Origin of the sequence: Streptomyces sp. NPDC051018 (assembly GCF_044456085.1) — a bacterium.
In the GTDB taxonomy this organism is placed as follows: Bacteria; Actinomycetota; Actinomycetes; order Streptomycetales; family Streptomycetaceae; genus Streptomyces.
In genome coordinates this window covers 125,010-143,463 of record NZ_JBITFN010000013.1, presented here as the reverse complement: position 1 = coordinate 143,463, position 18,454 = coordinate 125,010, and the positions used below count along the sequence as shown (strand labels likewise).

Genomic DNA, 18,454 nt, shown 5'->3' with positions numbered 1-18,454 from the left:
ACACCCCCGGCGCCCCGGGGCACCGCCGACGCCGCGGCCATCCCGGCCCCTCCGCGACCGCCAAGGTCGCCCCCGCAGGGGCCAGGGGAACGCCAAGGTTCCCCTAAGCCCCCTCGTTGCGGAGGGACAGCAGGTCCTCCAGCTGCTCCTCCCGCGCCTGCGCCGCCACGAACAGCAGCTCGTCCCCCGCCTCCAGCGTCTCCTCCGGGCTCGGTGTCAGCACCCGCGAGCCGCGGATGATCGTCACCAGGGAGGTGTCCTCGGGCCAGTCCACATCGCCGACCTGGGTGCCCGCGACGGCGGACTCCGGCGGCAGGGTCAGTTCGACGAGGTTCGCGTCACCGTGGCTGAAACGGAGCAGCCGGACGAGATCGCCCACGCTCACCGCCTCCTCCACCAGCGCGGACATCAGCCGGGGTGTGGAGACGGCGACATCGACGCCCCAGGACTCGTTGAAGAGCCACTCGTTCTTGGGGTTGTTGACCCGGGCGACCACCCTCGGCACGCCGTACTCCGTCTTCGCCAGCAGCGAGACGACGAGGTTCACCTTGTCGTCACCGGTCGCCGCGATGACGACGCTGCACCGCTGGAGCGCGGCCTCGTCGAGCGAGGTGATCTCGCACGCGTCGGCGAGCAGCCACTCGGCCTGCGGCACCCGCTCCACCGAGATCGCGGTCGGCGCCTTGTCCACGAGGAGCACCTCATGGCCGTTCTCCAGCAGTTCCCCCGCGATGGAGCGGCCCACCGCGCCCGCGCCCGCAATTGCCACCCGCATCAGTGACCGCCTTCCTCGGGCCCTTCGGCGAAGGCCGCCTCGACCTTCTCGATCTCGTCCGTACGCATCATCACGTGGACGAGGTCGCCCTCCTGCAGCACGGTGTGCGAAGTAGGCAGCACCGGTTCACCCAGTCGGGTGAGGAAGGCGACCCGTACCCCGGTCTCGTCCTGGAGTCTGCTGACCTTGTGCCCGATCCAGGAGGGCGAGGTGTGGACCTCGGCGAGCTGGACCCCGCCGCTCGGGTCCCGCCACAGCGGCTCCGCGCCGGACGGCAGCAGCCGCCGCAGCATCTGGTCGGCGGTCCAGCGGACCGTGGCGACGGTGGGGATACCGAGGCGCTGGTAGACCTCGGCCCGCCGGGGGTCGTAGATGCGCGCCGCCACGTTCTCGATGCCGAACGTCTCGCGCGCCACCCGGGCGGCGATGATGTTCGAATTGTCCCCGCTGCTCACCGCGGCGAAGGCCCCGGCGTCCTCGATCCCCGCCTCGCGCAGGGTGTCCTGGTCGTACCCGACTCCGGTGACCCGGCGTCCGCCGAATCCGGAGCCCAAGCGACGGAAGGCCGTGGGGTCCTGGTCGACGACGGCGACCGTGTGCCCCTGCTGCTCCAGGGTCTGCGCGAGAGCGGCTCCGACTCGCCCGCACCCCATGATGACGATGTGCACGACCGTCCTTCCGGCTGCAATGTCTTTTCTGTTCTGTTTCTTTACCCACCGAGCGTCACCCGGGCCCCGTGCCCGGAGTATCACTCAGCGACCTTCGCCCGGATTCTTTGCCCAGATTTAAGGATTCTGGGATTAAAGACTGTCAGACAGCGGCCCAAGCTACATGCGCACGGTCGACCCGGTGTCCCCCGCCCCCTACGGAATCGGATATTCAGGGGCTCCGGGGGGTGGTGGGTGGGCCTGTCTCATATCGAACGCTTACGATCCTCTGCGTGTCCAAACTGACCGACCTGCCCAAACGGATTCTGATCGGCAGGGCCCTCCGGAGCGACAGGCTGGGAGAAACGCTCCTGCCCAAGCGCATCGCGCTGCCTGTCTTCGCGTCCGACCCGCTGTCCTCAGTGGCGTACGCACCGGGCGAAGTCCTCCTTGTGCTCTCCATCGCGGGCGTGTCGGCCTACACCTTCAGCCCCTGGATCGCCGTCGCGGTCGTCGTCCTGATGTTCACGGTGGTCGCCTCGTACCGCCAGAACGTGCACGCCTACCCGAGCGGCGGCGGCGACTACGAGGTCGCGAACACCAACCTCGGCCCCAAGGCCGGTCTCACGGTCGCCAGCGCCTTGCTGGTCGACTATGTGCTGACCGTGGCCGTTTCCATCTCCTCGGGTGTGGAGAACCTGGGCTCCGCGATCCCGTTCGTTGTCGAGAACAAGGTTTTCTGCGCGATCACGATCATCGTGTTGCTGACGCTGATGAATCTGCGCGGAGTGCGTGAGTCCGGCAAACTCTTCGCGATCCCCACCTATGTGTTCGTCACGGGTGTGTTCATCATGATCGCCTGGGGCGCGTACAAGGGTCTGATCGCCGGTGACACCCTCAAGGCCCCGACCGCCGGTTTCGAGATCAAGGCCGAGGAGGAGGGGCTCGCGGGCTTCGCGCTGGTCTTCCTGCTGCTGCGGGCCTTCTCCTCCGGCTGTGCCGCGCTCACCGGCGTGGAGGCGATCAGCAACGGCGTACCGGCGTTCCGCAAGCCGAAGTCGAGGAACGCGGCCACCACCCTGGCGCTGATGGGCGCACTCGCCGTCACCATGTTCTGCGGCATCATCGGTCTGGCGATGGCCTCCGACGTACGGATGGCCGAGCAGCCGGCCCACGATCTGCTGAGCAACGGTGTGCCCGTCGGCGCAGACTATGTCCAGGACCCGGTGATCTCGCAGGTCGCGGCGGCCGTCTTCGGTGACGGCACGTTCTTCTTCGTCCTCCTCGCGGCGGCCACGGCCCTGGTGCTGTTCCTGGCCGCGAACACCGCGTACAACGGCTTCCCGCTCCTCGGCTCGATACTGGCCCAGGACCGCTATCTCCCCCGCCAGCTGCACACACGCGGCGACCGGCTCGCCTTCTCCAACGGCATCGTGCTGCTCGCCGGGGCCGCCGCCCTGCTGGTCTGGGTCTACGGCGCCGACTCGACCAAGCTGATCCAGCTCTACATCGTCGGCGTGTTCGTGTCGTTCACGCTCAGCCAGACCGGCATGGTGCGGCACTGGAACCGGCTGCTGAGGACCGAGAAGGACCCCGCCAGGCGCCGTCATATGATCCGCTCCCGGGCCATCAACACCTTCGGCGCCTTCTTCACCGGTCTGGTGCTGGTCGTGGTGCTCGCCACCAAGTTCACGCACGGCGCCTGGGTGGCGCTGCTGGGCATGGTGATCTTCTACGCCATCATGAGCGCGATCCGCAGGCACTACGACCGGGTCTCGGAGGAGCTGGCGGCCCCCGACGAGCCGACCGACGACAGCGTACGGCCGTCCCGGGTCCACGCGATCGTGCTGGTCTCCAAGATCCACCGGCCGACGCTGCGCGCCCTCGCGTACGCCAAGCTGATGCGCGTCGACAAGCTGGAGGCGGTCAGCATCAGCGTGGACACCGCCGAGACGAAGGCGCTGCGGGAGGAATGGGAGCGGAGAGGCATCAATGTGCCGCTGAAGATCCTCGACTCCCCCTACCGCGAGATCACCCGCCCGGTGATCGAGTATGTGAAGGGGCTGCGGCGCGAGAGCCCGCGCGATGTCGTCAGCGTGGTCATCCCCGAGTACGTGGTGGGGCACTGGTACGAGCATCTGCTGCACAACCAGAGCGCGCTGCGCCTCAAGGGGCGGCTGCTGTTCACCCCAGGGGTGATGGTCACCTCGGTGCCGTATCAGCTGGAGTCGTCGGAGGCCGCGAAGCAGCGGGCGCGGCGGCGCCAGGAGTGGAACGCGCCGGGTTCGGTACGGCGCGGCCCGGTGCACGAGGAGCAGCCCCGGGAGCCGACGGGGCGGGGGGACTGACGTCGGTTCGCGCTCCGGAGCGCGCGTAGACTGGTGGGCTGCCCCCTCCGGCCGCCCGTCCGCCCCGGCGGCGGTCGGCCACCGGCCCCGCCGGGGCATCCGCACCTCGACCTCTGGAGTCACCCCGCCATGCCGAACGTTTCCGATTCTTCGCTGGTCGGGGAGGAGTACGAGGTCGAGATCGGGCCCGTCGCCCACGGCGGGCACTGCATCGCCCGTACCGACGAGGGCCGGGTCCTGTTCGTACGCCACACCCTGCCCGGCGAGAAGGTCGTCGCCCGGGTCACCGAGGGCGACGAGGGCTCGCGCTTTCTGCGCGCCGACGCCGTAGTGATCATCGAGGCGGCGAAGGACCGTATCGAGGCCCCCTGCCCGTTCTCCGGGCCGGGCCGGTGCGGCGGCTGCGACTGGCAGCACGTCAAGCCGGGCGCTCAGCGGCGCTTCAAGGGGGAGGTGATCGCGGAGCAGTTGCAGCGGCTCGCGGGCCTCACCCCCGAGGAGGCCGGCTGGGACGGCACCGTCATGCCCGCGCCGGGCGACAAGCTCCCCGCCGGCGAGGTGCCCGCGTGGCGCACCCGGGTGCAGTACGCCGTCGACGGGGACGGCCGCGCCGGGCTGCGCCGGCACCGCTCACACGACGTCGAACCGGTCGACCACTGCATGATCGCCGCGCCCGGGGTGAGTGAGCTGGGCATCGAGAAGCGGGCCTGGCCGCAGATGGCGTCGGTGGAGGCGATCGCGGCCACCGGCTCCCACGACCGGCAGGTCGTCCTCACCCCGCGTCCCGGCGGGCGGCTCCCTCTCGTCGAACTCGACAGGCCGGTCTCGGTCCTCCGTGTCGACGAACGCGACGGCGCGGTCCACCGCGTCCACGGCCGCGCCTTCGTCCGCGAACGCGCCGACGGCCGCACCTACCGCGTCGGCAACGGCGGCTTCTGGCAGGTCCACCCCCAGGCGGCCGACACCCTGGTCCAGGCGGTGATGCAGGGCCTGATGCCCCGCAAGGGTGAGACCGCCCTCGATCTGTACTGCGGCGTCGGCCTGTTCGCGGGCGCCATCGCCGAACGCGTCGGCGAGCGCGGCGCGGTCCTCGGCATCGAGTCCTCCAAGCGCGCGGCCGAGGACGCCCGGCACAACCTCCGCGAGCTCGACCGGGTCCGCGTCGAACACGGCAAGGTCGACCAGGTCCTTCCCCGCACCGGCATCACCGAGACCGATCTGATCGTCCTGGACCCCCCGCGCGCGGGGGCGGGCCGCCAGACCGTCCAGCACCTCGCCTCCCTCGCCGCCCGCCGTATCGCCTACGTCGCCTGCGACCCGGCGGCCCTCGCCCGCGACCTCGCCTACTTCCGCGAGTCGGGCTACCGCTCCCGGACCCTGCGGGCGTTCGACCTCTTCCCGATGACGCACCACGTGGAGTGCGTGGCGATCCTTGAACCGGCCGCAAAGGGCGTCTGACCTTCGATTTTACTGATGTGCAATATGCGACGAGCTGCCAATCGGACCAGGAGTGGTCGAGCTGCCGGTGCATCAGGGCCGTACCGGCCCAGACCGCGAACACGTGGGTGGAGCCGACCTCGTCGTGGGCGGCGGCGATGTGGGGGGGGCGGCCGTGTCGTCGGTGGTGAGGTCGCCGCCGAGGTCTTCCCATGCGGTGCTCTCCGTCCGCATACGGTGCCACAGTCTGTGACCGGCGACGGCGAAGAGGTCACGTTCCGTCGTGGCGAAGGCGGTAGGGCGAGGGGCGACGTCGGAACGTCGGCCCTCGGAGAGCTGCCTGCGGAGAAGCGTCCACTGCTCTCCCGCAGGGAGCGGGTCGGTCGCCGCGGGCCGCGCGGCGAGCGGGTCGGGCAACGTCCACGGGGTCCAGCCGTGGCCGGCCGCGTCCCCGAGGACATCGATCGCCGACGACATCACCGGCTCCGCCGCCCGCCTCGGCACCGGCCTCTTCGAGGAGCGTGTCGAGGGCCCCGTCACGGGCCGCCGCGAAGAGCCTGTGCTTCGTCCCGCGACCGCTGTCCAGGGCGAGGAGCTCGATCCGGCCGGGGCCGGAACGCACGACGGTCAGCCAGCCGGTGCGCTCCGGCACTCCGGGCGAAGGCCATGGCCGGCCGAGCGAGTGCCACGCGCCCCAGCGGCCTCGGAGCGCGTCGGGGGGCGTCGTGCGCGTCCTGTGCCATACACCGCCGTTACCGTCGCCGACGAACAGGTCAAGGCGGCCGGGGGCGGCCGAACAGGCGGTGAGCGCGGTCACCGTAGAGCCCCGGCATGGGACGTCACCTCATCCGGCGGTCACAGCGTCTGGTAGGCGGGCTTCCCGGACCCCTGTACCTCCCGGATCGGTTTGGCGGACGCCGGCGCGGCGCCGGGCGGGAAGCCGACGGCCATGCGGCCGTAGAACCACTGCACGAGGTCGATGTAGTAGTCCCACGGGAAGTACGGACCCGGGTCGGTGTGGCTGTTGTTGGGCACGTTGTAGTGTCCGCCGAAGCCCGTGAACCAGTCGCGCTCGTTCGGGGCGAGCGGCACCTCGACCGGGATGGCGTACGTGTGGCACAAGTACGCCGACAGCTCCGCCGAGGACTCCATCATGTCCGTGGTCCAGTCTTGGGGGCCGGTCGCGCCCGTGTACCCGTACTCGTGCTCGATGCCGATGTAGCGGGTGTTTCCTCCCTTGCAGTGCCAGGCCGTGTACCGCCCGTCCCGTGGGCCGTTGGTGTCGGGGTCGGGCAGCGGGACCATCTGGATGCGCCGGCCGTCCCTGGCGACGATGAAGTGCGCCGAGACCTTGGACGCGGAATTCTGGAAGTGGCCGATGGCTCCCTCGTACTTGCCCTGGGTGTAGTGGACGACGATGCCCTGCGGGACCAGCGGACCATACGCGTCACGGTTCGGACTGTTCGTGTACGGAATACCAAGGCTCCGCAGGTTGCCCAGGTCCTGATGGAAGGCCAGACCCGATTGCTCGGGCGCCTCGCCGTCCGTCTGCACGGCGTACGTCGACACCTCGCCGCAATTCGGGCAGGTGAACTGCATGTTCTTGATGGTCATGTCACTACTCCGGAGACTGATTCGGCTCGGGGAGATGCCCTCCACACAGGGGAGGAGAATCATCGTGATGTGACAACCTCTCAGCCGTGACGGACGATTCCGGTCCGCACTGGGCTTTCTCCCTCCATACTCGTACGCATTCAGCAACCGCTCAACCGGGGAGCCGTGGGCGAGCGCGCGGGAGACGAGACCGCACCGCATGAGCGAACGATCCGGTGAGTACGGGACGGTGTTCCGGAGGCCGTCGTCGAAACGACGACGGCCTGGCGGCCCTATCGGGCGGTGCCGGCAGCGACCTCTGACGGCGCTGCTGGTCGCCTGAGGCAAGCACCCCCCGCATCCTCATCACCGCATTCGGCGCCACCACATGATCCGTGGCGAGGTTCCCTCCAGTTAAGCCCCGTCGCAGCGATCGTGAGAGGGCCCGATCCCGATGCTGCCGTCGATGGCCAGCCGGAAGATCCTCTGCACACACCCGCAGCGCCTCCCCGAGCCGATGAGCGTCTGTGCCCAAGTACCGCAGTGGGACTGCCGTACGACACCACCACGACGCGAGCCGCGGTGGCCGGCTACACGGAGCGGGTCGACTCCCCATGCAGATTTGTACAGCATGGCTGACACTGGTGATTGAGAGTTGAGGAGCCGGGCCCCGGCCCGGGAACTATGAGTTCTTCGACGGGGGACCAACGAAGTGACCAGCCGTACCGACATCCGGTGGTACTTCCTACCGCAGGCGGCGGGCTTCGACGGCTGAGCCGGCGCGCGTGCCGATCCCGCCGAGGCGGTGAACTGCAAGGCATGACGGGACGAAAGTCGTGTAGCGATGAAAACATCCAGTACTGAAGTGCCGCGTGTGGTGGCCACGATCCCTGTGGGGGCGAAGCCGGTCGGGGTGGCGGTGGACGTTCATGACCATGTCTTCGTCGCCAACAGCGGTTTGGTTTCCGAGACCTCAATCGCGGTGCCCGATCGCACATCGTCGTGACCGCGCCGCCACCGGGCTACCGGATTGGTCCCGTGAGGCTGTACGACGCCCGAGTGCGCGCGACGATCACCGCGAACGGCGATCTGCGAGTCGGATTCCACTACTTCAACTCTGAGGCGGATGCTGTTTATGCCGCCGAGGTCGCGCACAAGGCCCTTGTGACATCCACCTGAAAGCTCCCGCTCCCGGCTCCCGCCGATGCTGCCCGGCTGCCCTGTCTGCCGATAGTGCTGAGCTGCTCCGTGAGAGCCGGGAGCGGGTACCTCTGAGCTTGACTCTGTCGGGGATCTCGGAGTTGCCGAGGTCAGGTGCCGAGGGTTCGCCGGGACTTCGGCCGGGGGATCTCGTACTGGTAGGTCCGGAAGGCGGTCGGTCGGCGGCAAAGGGGGGTCTGACCTGGAGTTTTACTGATACCGAAGGGCCGGGATCCCGATGTCCCGGTCCTTGATCGGCAGCAGGCGTAGCAGCGCGAGCGCGTTTACTCACGCCCGGGTAGGCCGGTCACAGCAGCGTGGGCGATCACAGCCGGGCTGATCGGCTTCAGCGCAGGAAGCGTCCCGGAGTGAGCGCCGACCGCGAAGGCCGTCCCCCTCCTCCCACCGGCATGGATGAGGTTGTCGGCAAGGACAGCGCTCCCGCCGGCGGCGATGCCGTCGATCCGCTCCGGCGGCCCGCCGGATGCTCACCGAACTGCTCGCCGGTCGGAGCGAGTTGCCTGCCGGACTCCGGGAAACCGGCTCACCCGTGCTGTCGGTGCGCAGGAGCAGCCAGGGCTGAGGAGGCCTCCCGGTCCGGCCGTCCGATGGCGGCGAACACCCGGGCCGCGGCCCCGGGATCGTGTTCCGCGCGGAAGGCGCGGGCGCGTTCCCGGGCCGAAGCGCGGTGGGAGGGGGTGTCGAGGAGTTCACGGATCGCGGCGGCGATCACCTCGGGCGGGGAATCACGGCGCAGTCCGCGGCCCGAGCCGAGTTCCTCGATCCGGCGGGCGCTGTTGAACTGCTCCTGGAACGAGGGGAAGATGATCGACGGCACACCCCACAGCAGGCTGCGCGTCGTCGTACCGAAGCCGCCGTGGTGGAGCACCAGGCCGGTGCCCGGCAGACGTTGCTCCAGGGGGACGTAGCCGTGCGCGGTGACGTTGGGGGGCAGCTCCCTGCCGGGGGCGAGGACCCCGCCCAGGAACTCGAACTCCGCGTCCCCGACCAGGGCGGCCGCCCGCACCAGCGAGTCGACCAGCAGCGCCTCCTCGGGCTGCTCCGTGGTGGAGAGGCTGACCAGGACGCGACGCAAAGGACCCGTCGGCGGGCCGGGCGGCTCTCGGGGAGGTTCGACCTGGGGGCCGATGTAGTGGACGTACGGCGGGACGGACGGGGCCGCCGGGTCGAAGGACGGGTGGCAGGTGACCACGACGGCGTCCGCGCGCTCGTACTGTTCCTGCGCGGTCGCGAGGACGGGCAGGCCCGAGGCGGCACGAACCCGGTTCAGTTCGGGGAGCCCCTGAGCCAGCATGCGGGTGAAGAGATAGGTGAACGGGCCGCTCCGCGCGGCCCGCAGGCCCGACAGCGTCGGAGTGGGCAGCGGGTAGATGGTGTTCATGAGGACCACTTGCGGCAGGCCGAGCCGCTCGGCCGCGACCAGGGACCCGAAGAGCGTGTAGTCGGCGGCGAGCAGATCGGCGCCGCACTCCCGGGCGGCCCCGAGAGTGTCCTGGCACAGGGCGTCCGCCGGCCCGAACATGACCCGGTCCCGGATGAGCCGGGAGGCCTCGGCCGGCGACCGGGCCTCCCAGAGCTTGAGGACGTCGGTCTCACGGGTACGCGGATCGTGCCGCGGACCGAGCCGGAAGGGCGTGAAGTCCAGGCCCGCCGCCCGCACCCGCTCGGCCACGGAGTCGTTCGACAGCACGGTGATCCCGGCACCGCGCCGCGCGAGCCCGCGCAGCAGGAGCAGGGTGGTGGCGACGTTGCCGCCGCCGTCCCACAGGGCGTAGAGCAGCCGGCGGCCGCCGAGCGGTTCGTCGGGGCCGGTGGTCATGCGCGGCTCATTCCGCGTTTCACCGCGGTCGCCGCCCAGGCGAGCATCAGCGCGGCGAATCCCGTACCGACCCCGACACCGACGGCCAACTGCCCGGCGTCCCAGCCGTCGTTGAGCAGTCCGCGCATCGATTCGAGCAGATAGGTCGCCGGGTTCGCCGCCGAGGCCACCTCGATCCAGCCCTTCAGCTCGGAGGCGGGCATCAGGGCGGGCGAGATGAACAGCAGCGGGAAGAAGATCAGCGTGGCGGCCTGGGCCGCGGCCGCGTTGCCGGTGATCACGGCGGTCGCGGCGGAGTAGCCGGCGATCCCGAGGCCCCACAGCAGGGCCAGGCCGAACACCGCGAGCAGGCCGGCCGGTCCGGTCTCGGGGCTCATGCCCAGGGTCAGGCTCAGCAGCGTCACGATGACCGCCTGGGCGAGGACCATGATCGCGCCGATCGCCGTGAACGAGGCCATCAGCGCGGTGCGCGACAGCGGCATCGTCAACTGGCGTTTCAGATGGCCGGCTTCGATGTCCTGGACGAGGGTCAGCCCGGCGGCGCCTCCGGACAGCGAGGTGAACAGCAGGATCGTCGGCAGCAGGAAGTTGGCGTAGTTGCCGCCGCCGGACGCCTGGGCCGCCGGGGAGCCGCCGAGGAGACCGTCGTAGACGAAGAGGAAGAACGTGCCGATCATCAGGTTCGGGGCGGTGGCCCCGGGGTTGCGCAGGGCCTCGCGCAACAGCCGGCGCAGCAGCAGCCAGGTCTGGGTCAGCGGCGGAGCGGCCGCGCGGGAGCCCGGCGCGGCGTCCCGTCCGGGTGCGGTGGCCGCGGCGGTCAGACTGCGCAGCCGCTCCGCGGTCGGGGCGGTCTGGTCCCCGGGGTCCGGCTCCGTGCTCGTCTCGGGGGCGATGCCGTGGCCGGTGAGGGCGATGAACACATCGTCGAGACTGGGCCGACTGATGCGCAGGCCGTGGTGGCGGACGGACCGGGTGTGCAGGGTCAGCAGCAGTTCCGGGACGGCCGAGTCGGGGTTGCGCACGGCGTAGGCGATGCGGGGCCCCGACGCCGTGCCCGGCTTGCCCTCGACCAGGACGTCGGCGGCGAGCGAACGGGCGGCCTCCTCGTCCGCGAGGACGAGTTCGACGGTGTCGGCACCGTGCGCGCGCTTGAGTTCGTCGGGGGTGCCCTGGGCGACGATCCGCCCGCCGTCGATGACGGCGACGCGGTCGGCGAGCTGATCGGCCTCCTCCAGGTACTGGGTGGTGAGGAGGACCGTCGTACCGGCGTCCCGCAGGGCCCGCACCTGGTCCCAGACGCGGCGGCGGGCGACCGGGTCCAGTCCGTTGGTCGGCTCGTCGAGGAAGAGCACCTCGGGCCGGTGGACAAGGGCGAGAGCGAGGTCGAGACGGCGCTTCATCCCGCCGGAGAACGTCTTGACCAGGCGGTCCGCGGCCTCTTCCAGGCCGATCAGCTCCAGGAGTTCGGTGGCCCGCGCGTCGGCCGCCCCGGTGGCCATGCCCCAGAGCCTGCCGGTCTGGCAGAGCGCCTCCCGGGCGGTCATCAGCTCCGCCAGTCCGGTCTCCTGGAGCGCGACGCCGATGCTGCGGCGCACCGCCTCACCGTCGGTGGCCGTGTCGTGGCCGGCGATTCGGGCGCTGCCCGCGGTGGGCGCGGCGAGCGTCGCCATCAGCCGGACGGTGGTGCTCTTGCCCGCGCCGTTCGGGCCGAGCAGACCGAAAATCTCCCCGCGGCGGACCCGGAAGCTGACGCCGGTCAGGGCGTGGACCCTCTCGCCTCCCTTCGCCGGGTAGTCCTTGGCCAGGTCCTCCACCTCGATGACGGCGTCCGTGCCGGTGGCCGGTCCGGTCGCGGTGAGCGGTTGAGCCGCTGTCATGACATTCCTCGCTCTTCCCCGGCAGCGGGGGCCGCCGGTGGTTCGGTGGCCGGCCTGTGGGGGGTCAGCAGGTCGACGAGTGGTCCGTGACGGAGGGGATCCGTCACGGCGAAGTGATCGCCCGGCAGTTCCTCGACGCGGACTCCTGGCGGCACCCGGCTCCAGTGGTCGGTCAGCGGCACGAGGCCGGCGAAGCCGTCCGGGGCGCTGTCCCGGAAGCGCACGGCGAGCACCCGGATGCCGTCCGGCTCGGCGGGCCGGTGGGTGAGCAGCGCCCGGTAGTTCGCCAGATAGGCGTGGTACGGCTCGCGCAGCTCCCGCGGTACGGACGCGGTCCGTGGGGGGTGTCCGCCGTGCGTGCCCCCGTGCAGGTCGGCGAGGAAGGCCCGTTCGGCGGCCGGGCCCGTGTGGACGAAGGTGCCGGGCGCGGCCGCGACGTAGCTGTCGACGGCGACGACGTCGGTGACGTCCAGGGGGCCGCCGCGCAGCAGCCTGGCGGTCTCCAGGGCGAGCACGCCCCCCATCGACCAGCCGGCGAACACGGCCTGGCCGGAGCCCAGTTCCGTGCGCAGTTCGGCCGCGTAGCGCGCGGCGAGCGTGCTCACCCCGTCCTCCCCGGCACATGCGCGCACTCCCTCGCCGGGGCCCCCGCCGGGCGCGGGGGGCGGCGACTGGACGCCGATGACATGGCGGGCGCCGGGCAGTGCGGCGACCAGTTCCCGGTAGCAGAGCAGGCCGCCGCCGACAGGGTGGAAGAGCACGAGTCGGGGTGCGCCCACCTCGCCGCGCAGGACCGCGGTGCACCGGGCGGAGTAGGTGTCGGCCTCCTCCACCAGCCGGGCCTGTCCGGCGAGGGTGGGATGCCGGAAGAGTCCGGACAGCGGGGGACGTACACCGAACGCGGTCTCGATGCGGCCGACCATGCGGGCGGCCAGCAGCGAGGTGCCGCCGAGGGCGAAGAAGTCCGCGGCCCGGTCGCTCACCCGTGCTCCGAGCACCGCCTCCCAGATGGCGGCCAGTACGGTCTCCGTGCCGGGGAACGGTGGCCGGCCCTCCGGCCGCCGGGCGGTGGCCGGCCCGGCCGAGCGGCGCAGCGCGCCGCGGTCCACCTTGCCGTTGGCGGTGACCGGCAGCGCGTCGAGCAGCACCACGTCGGCGGGCACCATGTACGGCGGCAGCGTCTCGCGGGCCGCCTCGGCGGCCTTCTCGGCGAGACCGGTCCGCTCCGCCGGATCGCAGGCCACGAACAGGGCGAGGCGTTGTTCGTCGGGCCGCTCGCCGAGGACGTCGGCGACGGCCGCCCGGACGCCGGGCAGGGCGAGGGCCACGGAGGCGACCTCGGCGAGCTCGATGCGGTGGCCGCGTACCTTCACCTGGGTGTCGGCGCGGCCCAGGAACTCCAGGGTCCCGTCGGGGCGGTAGCGGGCGCGGTCGCCAGTGACGTACATCCGCTCGCCGGTCACCGGGTGGTGGCGGAAGGCGGCGGCGGTCTGCCCGGGTGCGTTGTGGTAGCCCCGGGCCAGTCCGGTGCCGGTGATGACGAGGTCGCCGGGCACCCAGTCGGGCGCGTGCCCGGCCTCGCCGTCGAGTACGTGGAAGCCCTGATTGGCCAGCGGGGTGCCGTACGGGACGCTGGTCCAGCCGGGCAGCGGGCGCTCGCCCGGCAGATGGATGTTCGACCAGATGGCGGCCTCGGTGGCGCCGCCCAGCGCGGCGACCACGGCATCGGGGGCGAACTCCCGTACCTGCGCGGGAAGTCCGATGGGAATCCAGTCGCCGCTGAGCATCACCAGGCGCAGGGAGTCCAGCCGGTCGCGGGGGCCGCCGGCGTGCAGGGCCATGTCGAGCAGCGCCGGAACCGAGTTCCAGACCGTGACGCCGTGCCTGCGGACGAGGGACGTCCATTGAGCCGGGTCGGGCGGTCCGCCGTCGGTGGGCAGGACCAGCGTGCCGCCGGCCGCGAGGGTGCCGAAGACGTCGAAGACGGACAGGTCGAAGCCCAGGGAGGACAGTTGCAGGGTCCGGTCGCCGGGGCCGATGGCGAAACGGTCCAGGAGGTCGTCGATAGTGTTCATGGCGGCGCGGTGCTCGATGGCCACGCCCTTGGGCTCGCCGGACGTGCCCGACGTGTAGATGATGTACGCCAGGTCGGAGGGCAGGGACCGGTGCACGGGGGCGACGGCCGCGTCGGGTCCCGGTGCCGTGCCGGTCGTACGGAGGTCGACCACCGGGACGTCCGGGTCGGCGGCGAGCCCTCCGGGATCGTCGGTGAGGACGAGCCGGATGCCCGCGTGCCGGATCACCTTGGCGAGCCGGCGGGGCGGGACGGAGGGGGCCAGGGGCACATAGGCGCCGCCCGCGTAGAGGACGGCGAGGACCGCGGCGATCTGCGGGCGGCTCTTCGCGGCCCGTACGGCGACGAGGTCACCGGGACGGACGCCCTCGGCGGTCAGGCGCCGCGCGAGCGAGATCGCCTCGGTCCCCAGGCGGCCGTAACTCACGTGCTCCGTACCGCAGATGAGGGCGGTGCGCTCGGGACGCAGCCGGCGCTGTTCGTCGAAGCCGTCGTGCAGCAGTCGGGCGGGGAGCGGGCGGGTGGTGCTGTTCGCCGCGCGGCGAGCGGCGAGCAGACGGCCGGGCAGCCGTGGGCGTACCGGCTCGTCCCAGTGGTCCTCGGCGTCGGTGAGCAGGTCGAGCCACTGGCGGTAGGTGTCGATGAACGCGTCGGGGAGGCCCTCGGGGAAGACGTCCTCCACGAGGTCGACGGTGCAGCCGATCGCGGGGCCGTCCTCGTGGACCTGGTGGTCGATCCAGACCTGGGGGGTGTGCAGGGCGCCGCCGAGGGGGCGGGCGCCGGGAAGGCCGTCGGCGGCGGGCGGCTCCTCCTGCTCCGGTGCCGTGTCGCCGCCCGGCGAGCCGATGCTGCCGGCGAAGACGACGGGCAGGAGTTCGGGGCTGTTCCCGCCGCGGGCCTTCATCCGGCGCAGCACCTCGATGCCGGACACGGCGGAGTGTCCGTATGCCTCGTGCAGCCGTTCCTGAAGGCGCCGGGTGCGCTCGCCGAAGGACGCTCCGGGGGCCGCCGGGACGGCGAGGGCGACGGTGGTGCCGTGGTTGCCGATGACGTCGGCGTGGCGTGCGGTGGCCGGGCGCCGGGAGGCGAGCACGGTCAGGGTGAAGCTGTCCCGGCCGCAGAACCGGGCCAGCACGGCGGCGTACGCGGAGCACATCACGGCGTTGACGGACAGGCCGCGGGCGCGGGCACGGGCACGGAGCCTGGCGGACCGTTCGGCGGACATCATCCAGCCGTGGCGGCGGAAGGAGGTGGAGCCGGCGGGCGGGGCGCCGGCCGCGAGGGGCAGTTCGGGCGGGCCGGGCAACTCCGCGAGCCGCGCAGCCCAGTACGCCTCGGCTTCCCGCCTGGCCCGGCCGGCCCGGCGCTCCTCGCGGCGGGCGAAGTCGAGGAAGGACTCCTCGACGGGCGGCAGCCGCAGGGCCGGGTCCCGGTAGAAGCTGCCGAGGTCACGCAGCAGGATGCCGACCGAGGCGGCGTCGAAGACGAACAGCCGCAGGACGAGGGTCAGCCGGACCGCGCCGGGCATCCGGACGGCAACCGCCGCGAGCGGCGGCCCGTCCGCCAGCGACGGCAACGCGTCCAGCGCCTCGTCACGGACGATCCGCCACCGTGTGTCGGGGCCCGGCGCCGGGGCAGCCGCCGCCGTGGGAGCCGGCGCCGGGGCAGCCGCCGCCGTGGGGCCCGGTGCCGTAGCAGTCGCCGTCGGAGCCCCCTGCGCCGGGGCGACCGCCTCTGGAGCGACCGGCACCGTGGCGGGCGCGCCCGCGGCCGGGGGTGTGGTGATGTCCCGTATCAGGAGAGGTATCGGGGTGCCGGCGTCCACGCTCTGGGTGCCGTCGGGGCGGACGCGTGCCCTGAGCATGGGGTGGCGGGCCGAGCAGGCGTCCAGGGCCCGGCGCAGGGCGGTCTCGTCGAGTTCGGGCAGTTCGAGGTCGAGTCGGAGCCGGGCGGGGACGGAGAGGTCGTACGCGCCCTGCTCGCCGACCCAGTAGGCGTGCTGGAGGTCGGTGAGCGGTGCGCCGTGGTCCGCGTCGGTGGCGGAGGGCGTCACCATGCCGGCCTCCCCGCGGCCGCCTCGCCCTCCGGGACGGCGAGGTAGGCGTGGAGGGCGGTGACGAAGGCGTCGTACCGGCTGTTCTGCAGGAGCAGCCGGACGGGGATCTCCTCGTCCAGGTCCTCGGAGATCCCCGAGGTGACCATGGCGGCCTGGAGCGAGGTGCAGCCGACGGCGAAGAAGTCGGTGTCGGGGGCGGGCGGCGTACCGTCCCGGGAGGCTGTCCGGGTCCACCATGCGCGGGCGACCGCCTCGATGTGGTCCCGTTCAGCCATGAGCGGCCTCCGCACCCGCGTCCAGCTCGACCTTGACCGGGTGCCCCGCCGTCAGGAGCGCGGCGACCGGGGAGCGGCGTACGGCCTCGCGCACCGTGTCCCGCCAGTCCTCCGCCCTCGCGGTGGCGGCGTCGAGGGGAGTGACCTCCAGGGTCAGCCGGTGGACGGGGACCGTCGGGTCGTCGCCGATGTCGAACAGCCCCCGGATGTCGACCTGTCCGGTGGCCCGGACCCGCCAGGGGTGCGGGGGGCGGCCGGGCCGTGCGGACAGTTCGGCGACCCGTCCGAGGACGCAGGAGGCGAGCGCCATGAGGAGGTACTCCTGGGGGTTGGGCCCCCAGTCGACACCGGCCAGCTGCTTGGGCTGGTCGACCCTGAGCTCGGCCGGGTCCCCGTCCGTGGTGGCGACGAGCTGGACGCTGTACGACCAGGTCACCGTGGCCGAGACGGGCAGCCCCCGGCCGGCGGCGGGGGCCGTCGGCGCGGGCACCGGTTCCCCGGCTCCGTCGAGGACGAGCGTGAGGGGCTGGGGGTCCACCAGGGTCCGGTGGTTGGGGCTCCGCTCCTCCACACCGGCCAGCACCTCGGCGAGGTCCACTCCCCCGGTGTCGGCCCGGACCGTCAGGGTGTAGGTGAGGTCGGTGATCCGGCCGGAGGTGCCGTCGCGGACCTGTTCGGCGCCGAGGGCGAGCCGCAGGGACTCCAGGGTGACACCGCGCGCGCTGGCGCCGCCGATGAAGGTGGTCAGCGCGCAGGCGCCGAGCGCGGTGAGCGCGAGCCGGACCGGGGTCGGGCCGCCGCCCCGGCCGGGGTCGTTCTCCTCGGCGACCGCCAGTTCGAAGCGCCGGGGCGATTTCACGGTGCCGAGCACGGCCGGTTCGTTGCGGGCACGGATGCCCCGGCCCGTGTGCCATTCGGCGGCGGCGCCGTAGCGGTAGACGGCCTCGTGGGGCTCCGCCTGGACCTCGTGGACGACTTCGCTGACGCCCGCGATGTTCATTCCGTTGCGCACGGGTCCTCCTCTTCCGGCCCGTCGAGGGCGGCGTGCAGGTCGGCGACGAGGTCGGAGAGCTCTTCGATGCCGGCCGAGTAGCGGATGAGCCCCGGGCGGATCCCGACCGCGGAGCGCTGGGCCTGGGTCAGCGAGCTGTGTGAGGTGTTGAAGGGCATGCTGACGAGGGACTCGACCCCGCCGAGGCTGGTGGCGACCCGGGGCAGGCGCAGGGCGCGCATGACGCGCAGCGCCGCCGCGTCCCCGCCGGCGACCTCGAAGCTGACGACGCCTCCGTAGCCGCGGGCGGACTCGCGCAGATGCGGGTAGGGGTAGTCCGGCAGGCTCGGGTGGTGGACGGCCGCGATGCGCGGGTGGGCGGCCAGGGCTCGGGCGATACCGGTGGCGTTCTCGTCGTGGGCGCGCATGCGCACGGCGAGGGTCTTCAGTCCGCGCTCCAGCAGGAAGCAGGAGAAGGGCTCCAGTGTGCCGCCGAGGCGCAGGGCCTGTGCCCACACCCGGTCCACGAACTTGCGCGACCCGGCGACGGCTCCCGCGGTCAGGTCGCTGTGTCCGTTCAGATATTTGGTGGCGCTGTGCACGACCAGGTGCGCGCCGAGGTCGAGCGGGCGCAGACAGGCCGGGGACAGAAAGGTGTTGTCGACCACCAGGAGGATGTCGTGCTCGCGGGCCAGCGCGGCGAGTTCGGCCAGCGGCGGGGCTTTGAGCAGCGGATTGGTCAGGCCCTCCACGAGCAGCATCTGCGTCTCGGGGCGGATGGCCGCGGCGACCCGGACCGGGTCGGCGGCGTCGACGAAGGACACCTCGCGGCCCAGGGCGTGCATGTCCTCGCGCATCAGGTTGTACGTGCCGCCGTAGACGTCGTACGCGGTGATGATGTGCCCGCCCGGATTGGTGAGCGCGAGCACGGTGGTGGAGATGGCGGCCATCCCGGACGAGGTGACCAGGGCGCTCTCGGCGCCTTCCAGGAGGGCGAGTTTCTCCTGGACGCTCCACTGGGAGGGGTTGCCGTAGCGGGTGTAGATCGGCACGTCCCGGGTGACGCCCTCGAAGAAGGCGTCGTAGCTGGTCTCGTCGAGCAGGAAGGTGCTGGTCTGGAAGATCGGGGTGCCGACGGCCCCGGTGGTGGGGTCGCGGTAGGTGCCCCCGTGCACGGCCGTGGTGGAGTCTCCGGCCGGCCCGTCGACGGACTGCTGGTGCGGCATGCGCGGCCCCGCGGTCCGTTCGCGGCGCAGGTCGTTCATCCACTCGGCGTCGGCGCGGGCCCGGGGAAAGGAGCCCAGGGCGGTGCCGTCCCGCTCGCTCATGGGACACCTTCAC

11 protein-coding genes are annotated in these 18,454 nt (G+C 72.0%); 2 read left to right on the top strand and 9 right to left on the bottom strand.

What is annotated here, in order from left to right:
- Positions 1–103: 103 nt before the first annotated feature.
- Together ACIBCM_RS22830 and ACIBCM_RS22825 are read right to left on the bottom strand one after the other, a co-directional pair.
- On the bottom strand, positions 104–775 hold the full coding sequence (locus ACIBCM_RS22830) for a potassium channel family protein (RefSeq protein ID WP_399245968.1): 672 nt from the start codon (positions 773–775) through the stop codon (positions 104–106).
- Positions 775–1,443, bottom strand: a complete 669-nt coding sequence (locus ACIBCM_RS22825) for a potassium channel family protein (RefSeq protein WP_399245966.1) — start codon at positions 1,441–1,443, stop codon at positions 775–777. The genes ACIBCM_RS22830 and ACIBCM_RS22825 overlap by 1 nt, the downstream gene beginning before the upstream one ends.
- Before the next feature lie 272 nt (positions 1,444–1,715).
- Here ACIBCM_RS22825 and ACIBCM_RS22820 point away from each other — a divergent pair, with 272 nt between their 5' ends.
- Positions 1,716–3,770, top strand: a complete 2,055-nt coding sequence (locus tag ACIBCM_RS22820) for an APC family permease (RefSeq protein WP_399245964.1) — start codon at positions 1,716–1,718, stop codon at positions 3,768–3,770.
- A 129-nt stretch (positions 3,771–3,899) separates the two neighbouring features.
- A complete protein-coding gene (locus ACIBCM_RS22815; RefSeq protein WP_399245962.1) occupies positions 3,900–5,228 on the top strand; it encodes a class I SAM-dependent RNA methyltransferase in 1,329 nt (442 codons plus the stop codon).
- Positions 5,229–6,062: 834 nt separating this feature from the next.
- Here the strand turns inward: ACIBCM_RS22815 and ACIBCM_RS22810 are convergent.
- The 7 genes from ACIBCM_RS22810 to ACIBCM_RS22780 form a co-directional block, all read right to left on the bottom strand.
- Complete coding sequence (locus ACIBCM_RS22810) at positions 6,063–6,821, bottom strand: N-acetylmuramoyl-L-alanine amidase (RefSeq protein ID WP_399245960.1); 759 nt, start codon at positions 6,819–6,821, stop codon at positions 6,063–6,065.
- Between the two features lie 1,723 nt (positions 6,822–8,544).
- Positions 8,545–9,840, bottom strand: coding sequence for a glycosyltransferase (locus tag ACIBCM_RS22805; RefSeq protein WP_399245958.1), 1,296 nt, complete (start codon positions 9,838–9,840; stop codon positions 8,545–8,547).
- Complete coding sequence (locus tag ACIBCM_RS22800) at positions 9,837–11,717, bottom strand: ATP-binding cassette domain-containing protein (RefSeq protein WP_399245956.1); 1,881 nt, start codon at positions 11,715–11,717, stop codon at positions 9,837–9,839. The genes ACIBCM_RS22805 and ACIBCM_RS22800 overlap by 4 nt, the downstream gene beginning before the upstream one ends.
- Positions 11,714–15,847 carry an amino acid adenylation domain-containing protein gene (locus ACIBCM_RS22795; RefSeq protein ID WP_399245954.1) on the bottom strand — a complete coding sequence of 1,378 codons (4,134 nt, stop codon included), beginning with the start codon at positions 15,845–15,847 and terminating at the stop codon, positions 11,714–11,716. The genes ACIBCM_RS22800 and ACIBCM_RS22795 overlap by 4 nt, the downstream gene beginning before the upstream one ends.
- Positions 15,841–16,122 carry an acyl carrier protein gene (locus tag ACIBCM_RS22790; protein WP_399245952.1) on the bottom strand — a complete coding sequence of 94 codons (282 nt, stop codon included), beginning with the start codon at positions 16,120–16,122 and terminating at the stop codon, positions 15,841–15,843. Before ACIBCM_RS22790 ends, ACIBCM_RS22795 begins: the two co-directional genes overlap by 7 nt.
- Positions 16,115–17,134: an OsmC family protein gene (locus ACIBCM_RS22785; protein ID WP_399245950.1), complete on the bottom strand. Its 1,020-nt coding sequence runs from the start codon at positions 17,132–17,134 to the stop codon at positions 16,115–16,117. The genes ACIBCM_RS22790 and ACIBCM_RS22785 overlap by 8 nt, the downstream gene beginning before the upstream one ends.
- Positions 17,119–18,441, bottom strand: coding sequence for a trans-sulfuration enzyme family protein (locus ACIBCM_RS22780; RefSeq protein ID WP_399245948.1), 1,323 nt, complete (start codon positions 18,439–18,441; stop codon positions 17,119–17,121). Before ACIBCM_RS22780 ends, ACIBCM_RS22785 begins: the two co-directional genes overlap by 16 nt.
- Positions 18,442–18,454: the final 13 nt, after the last annotated feature.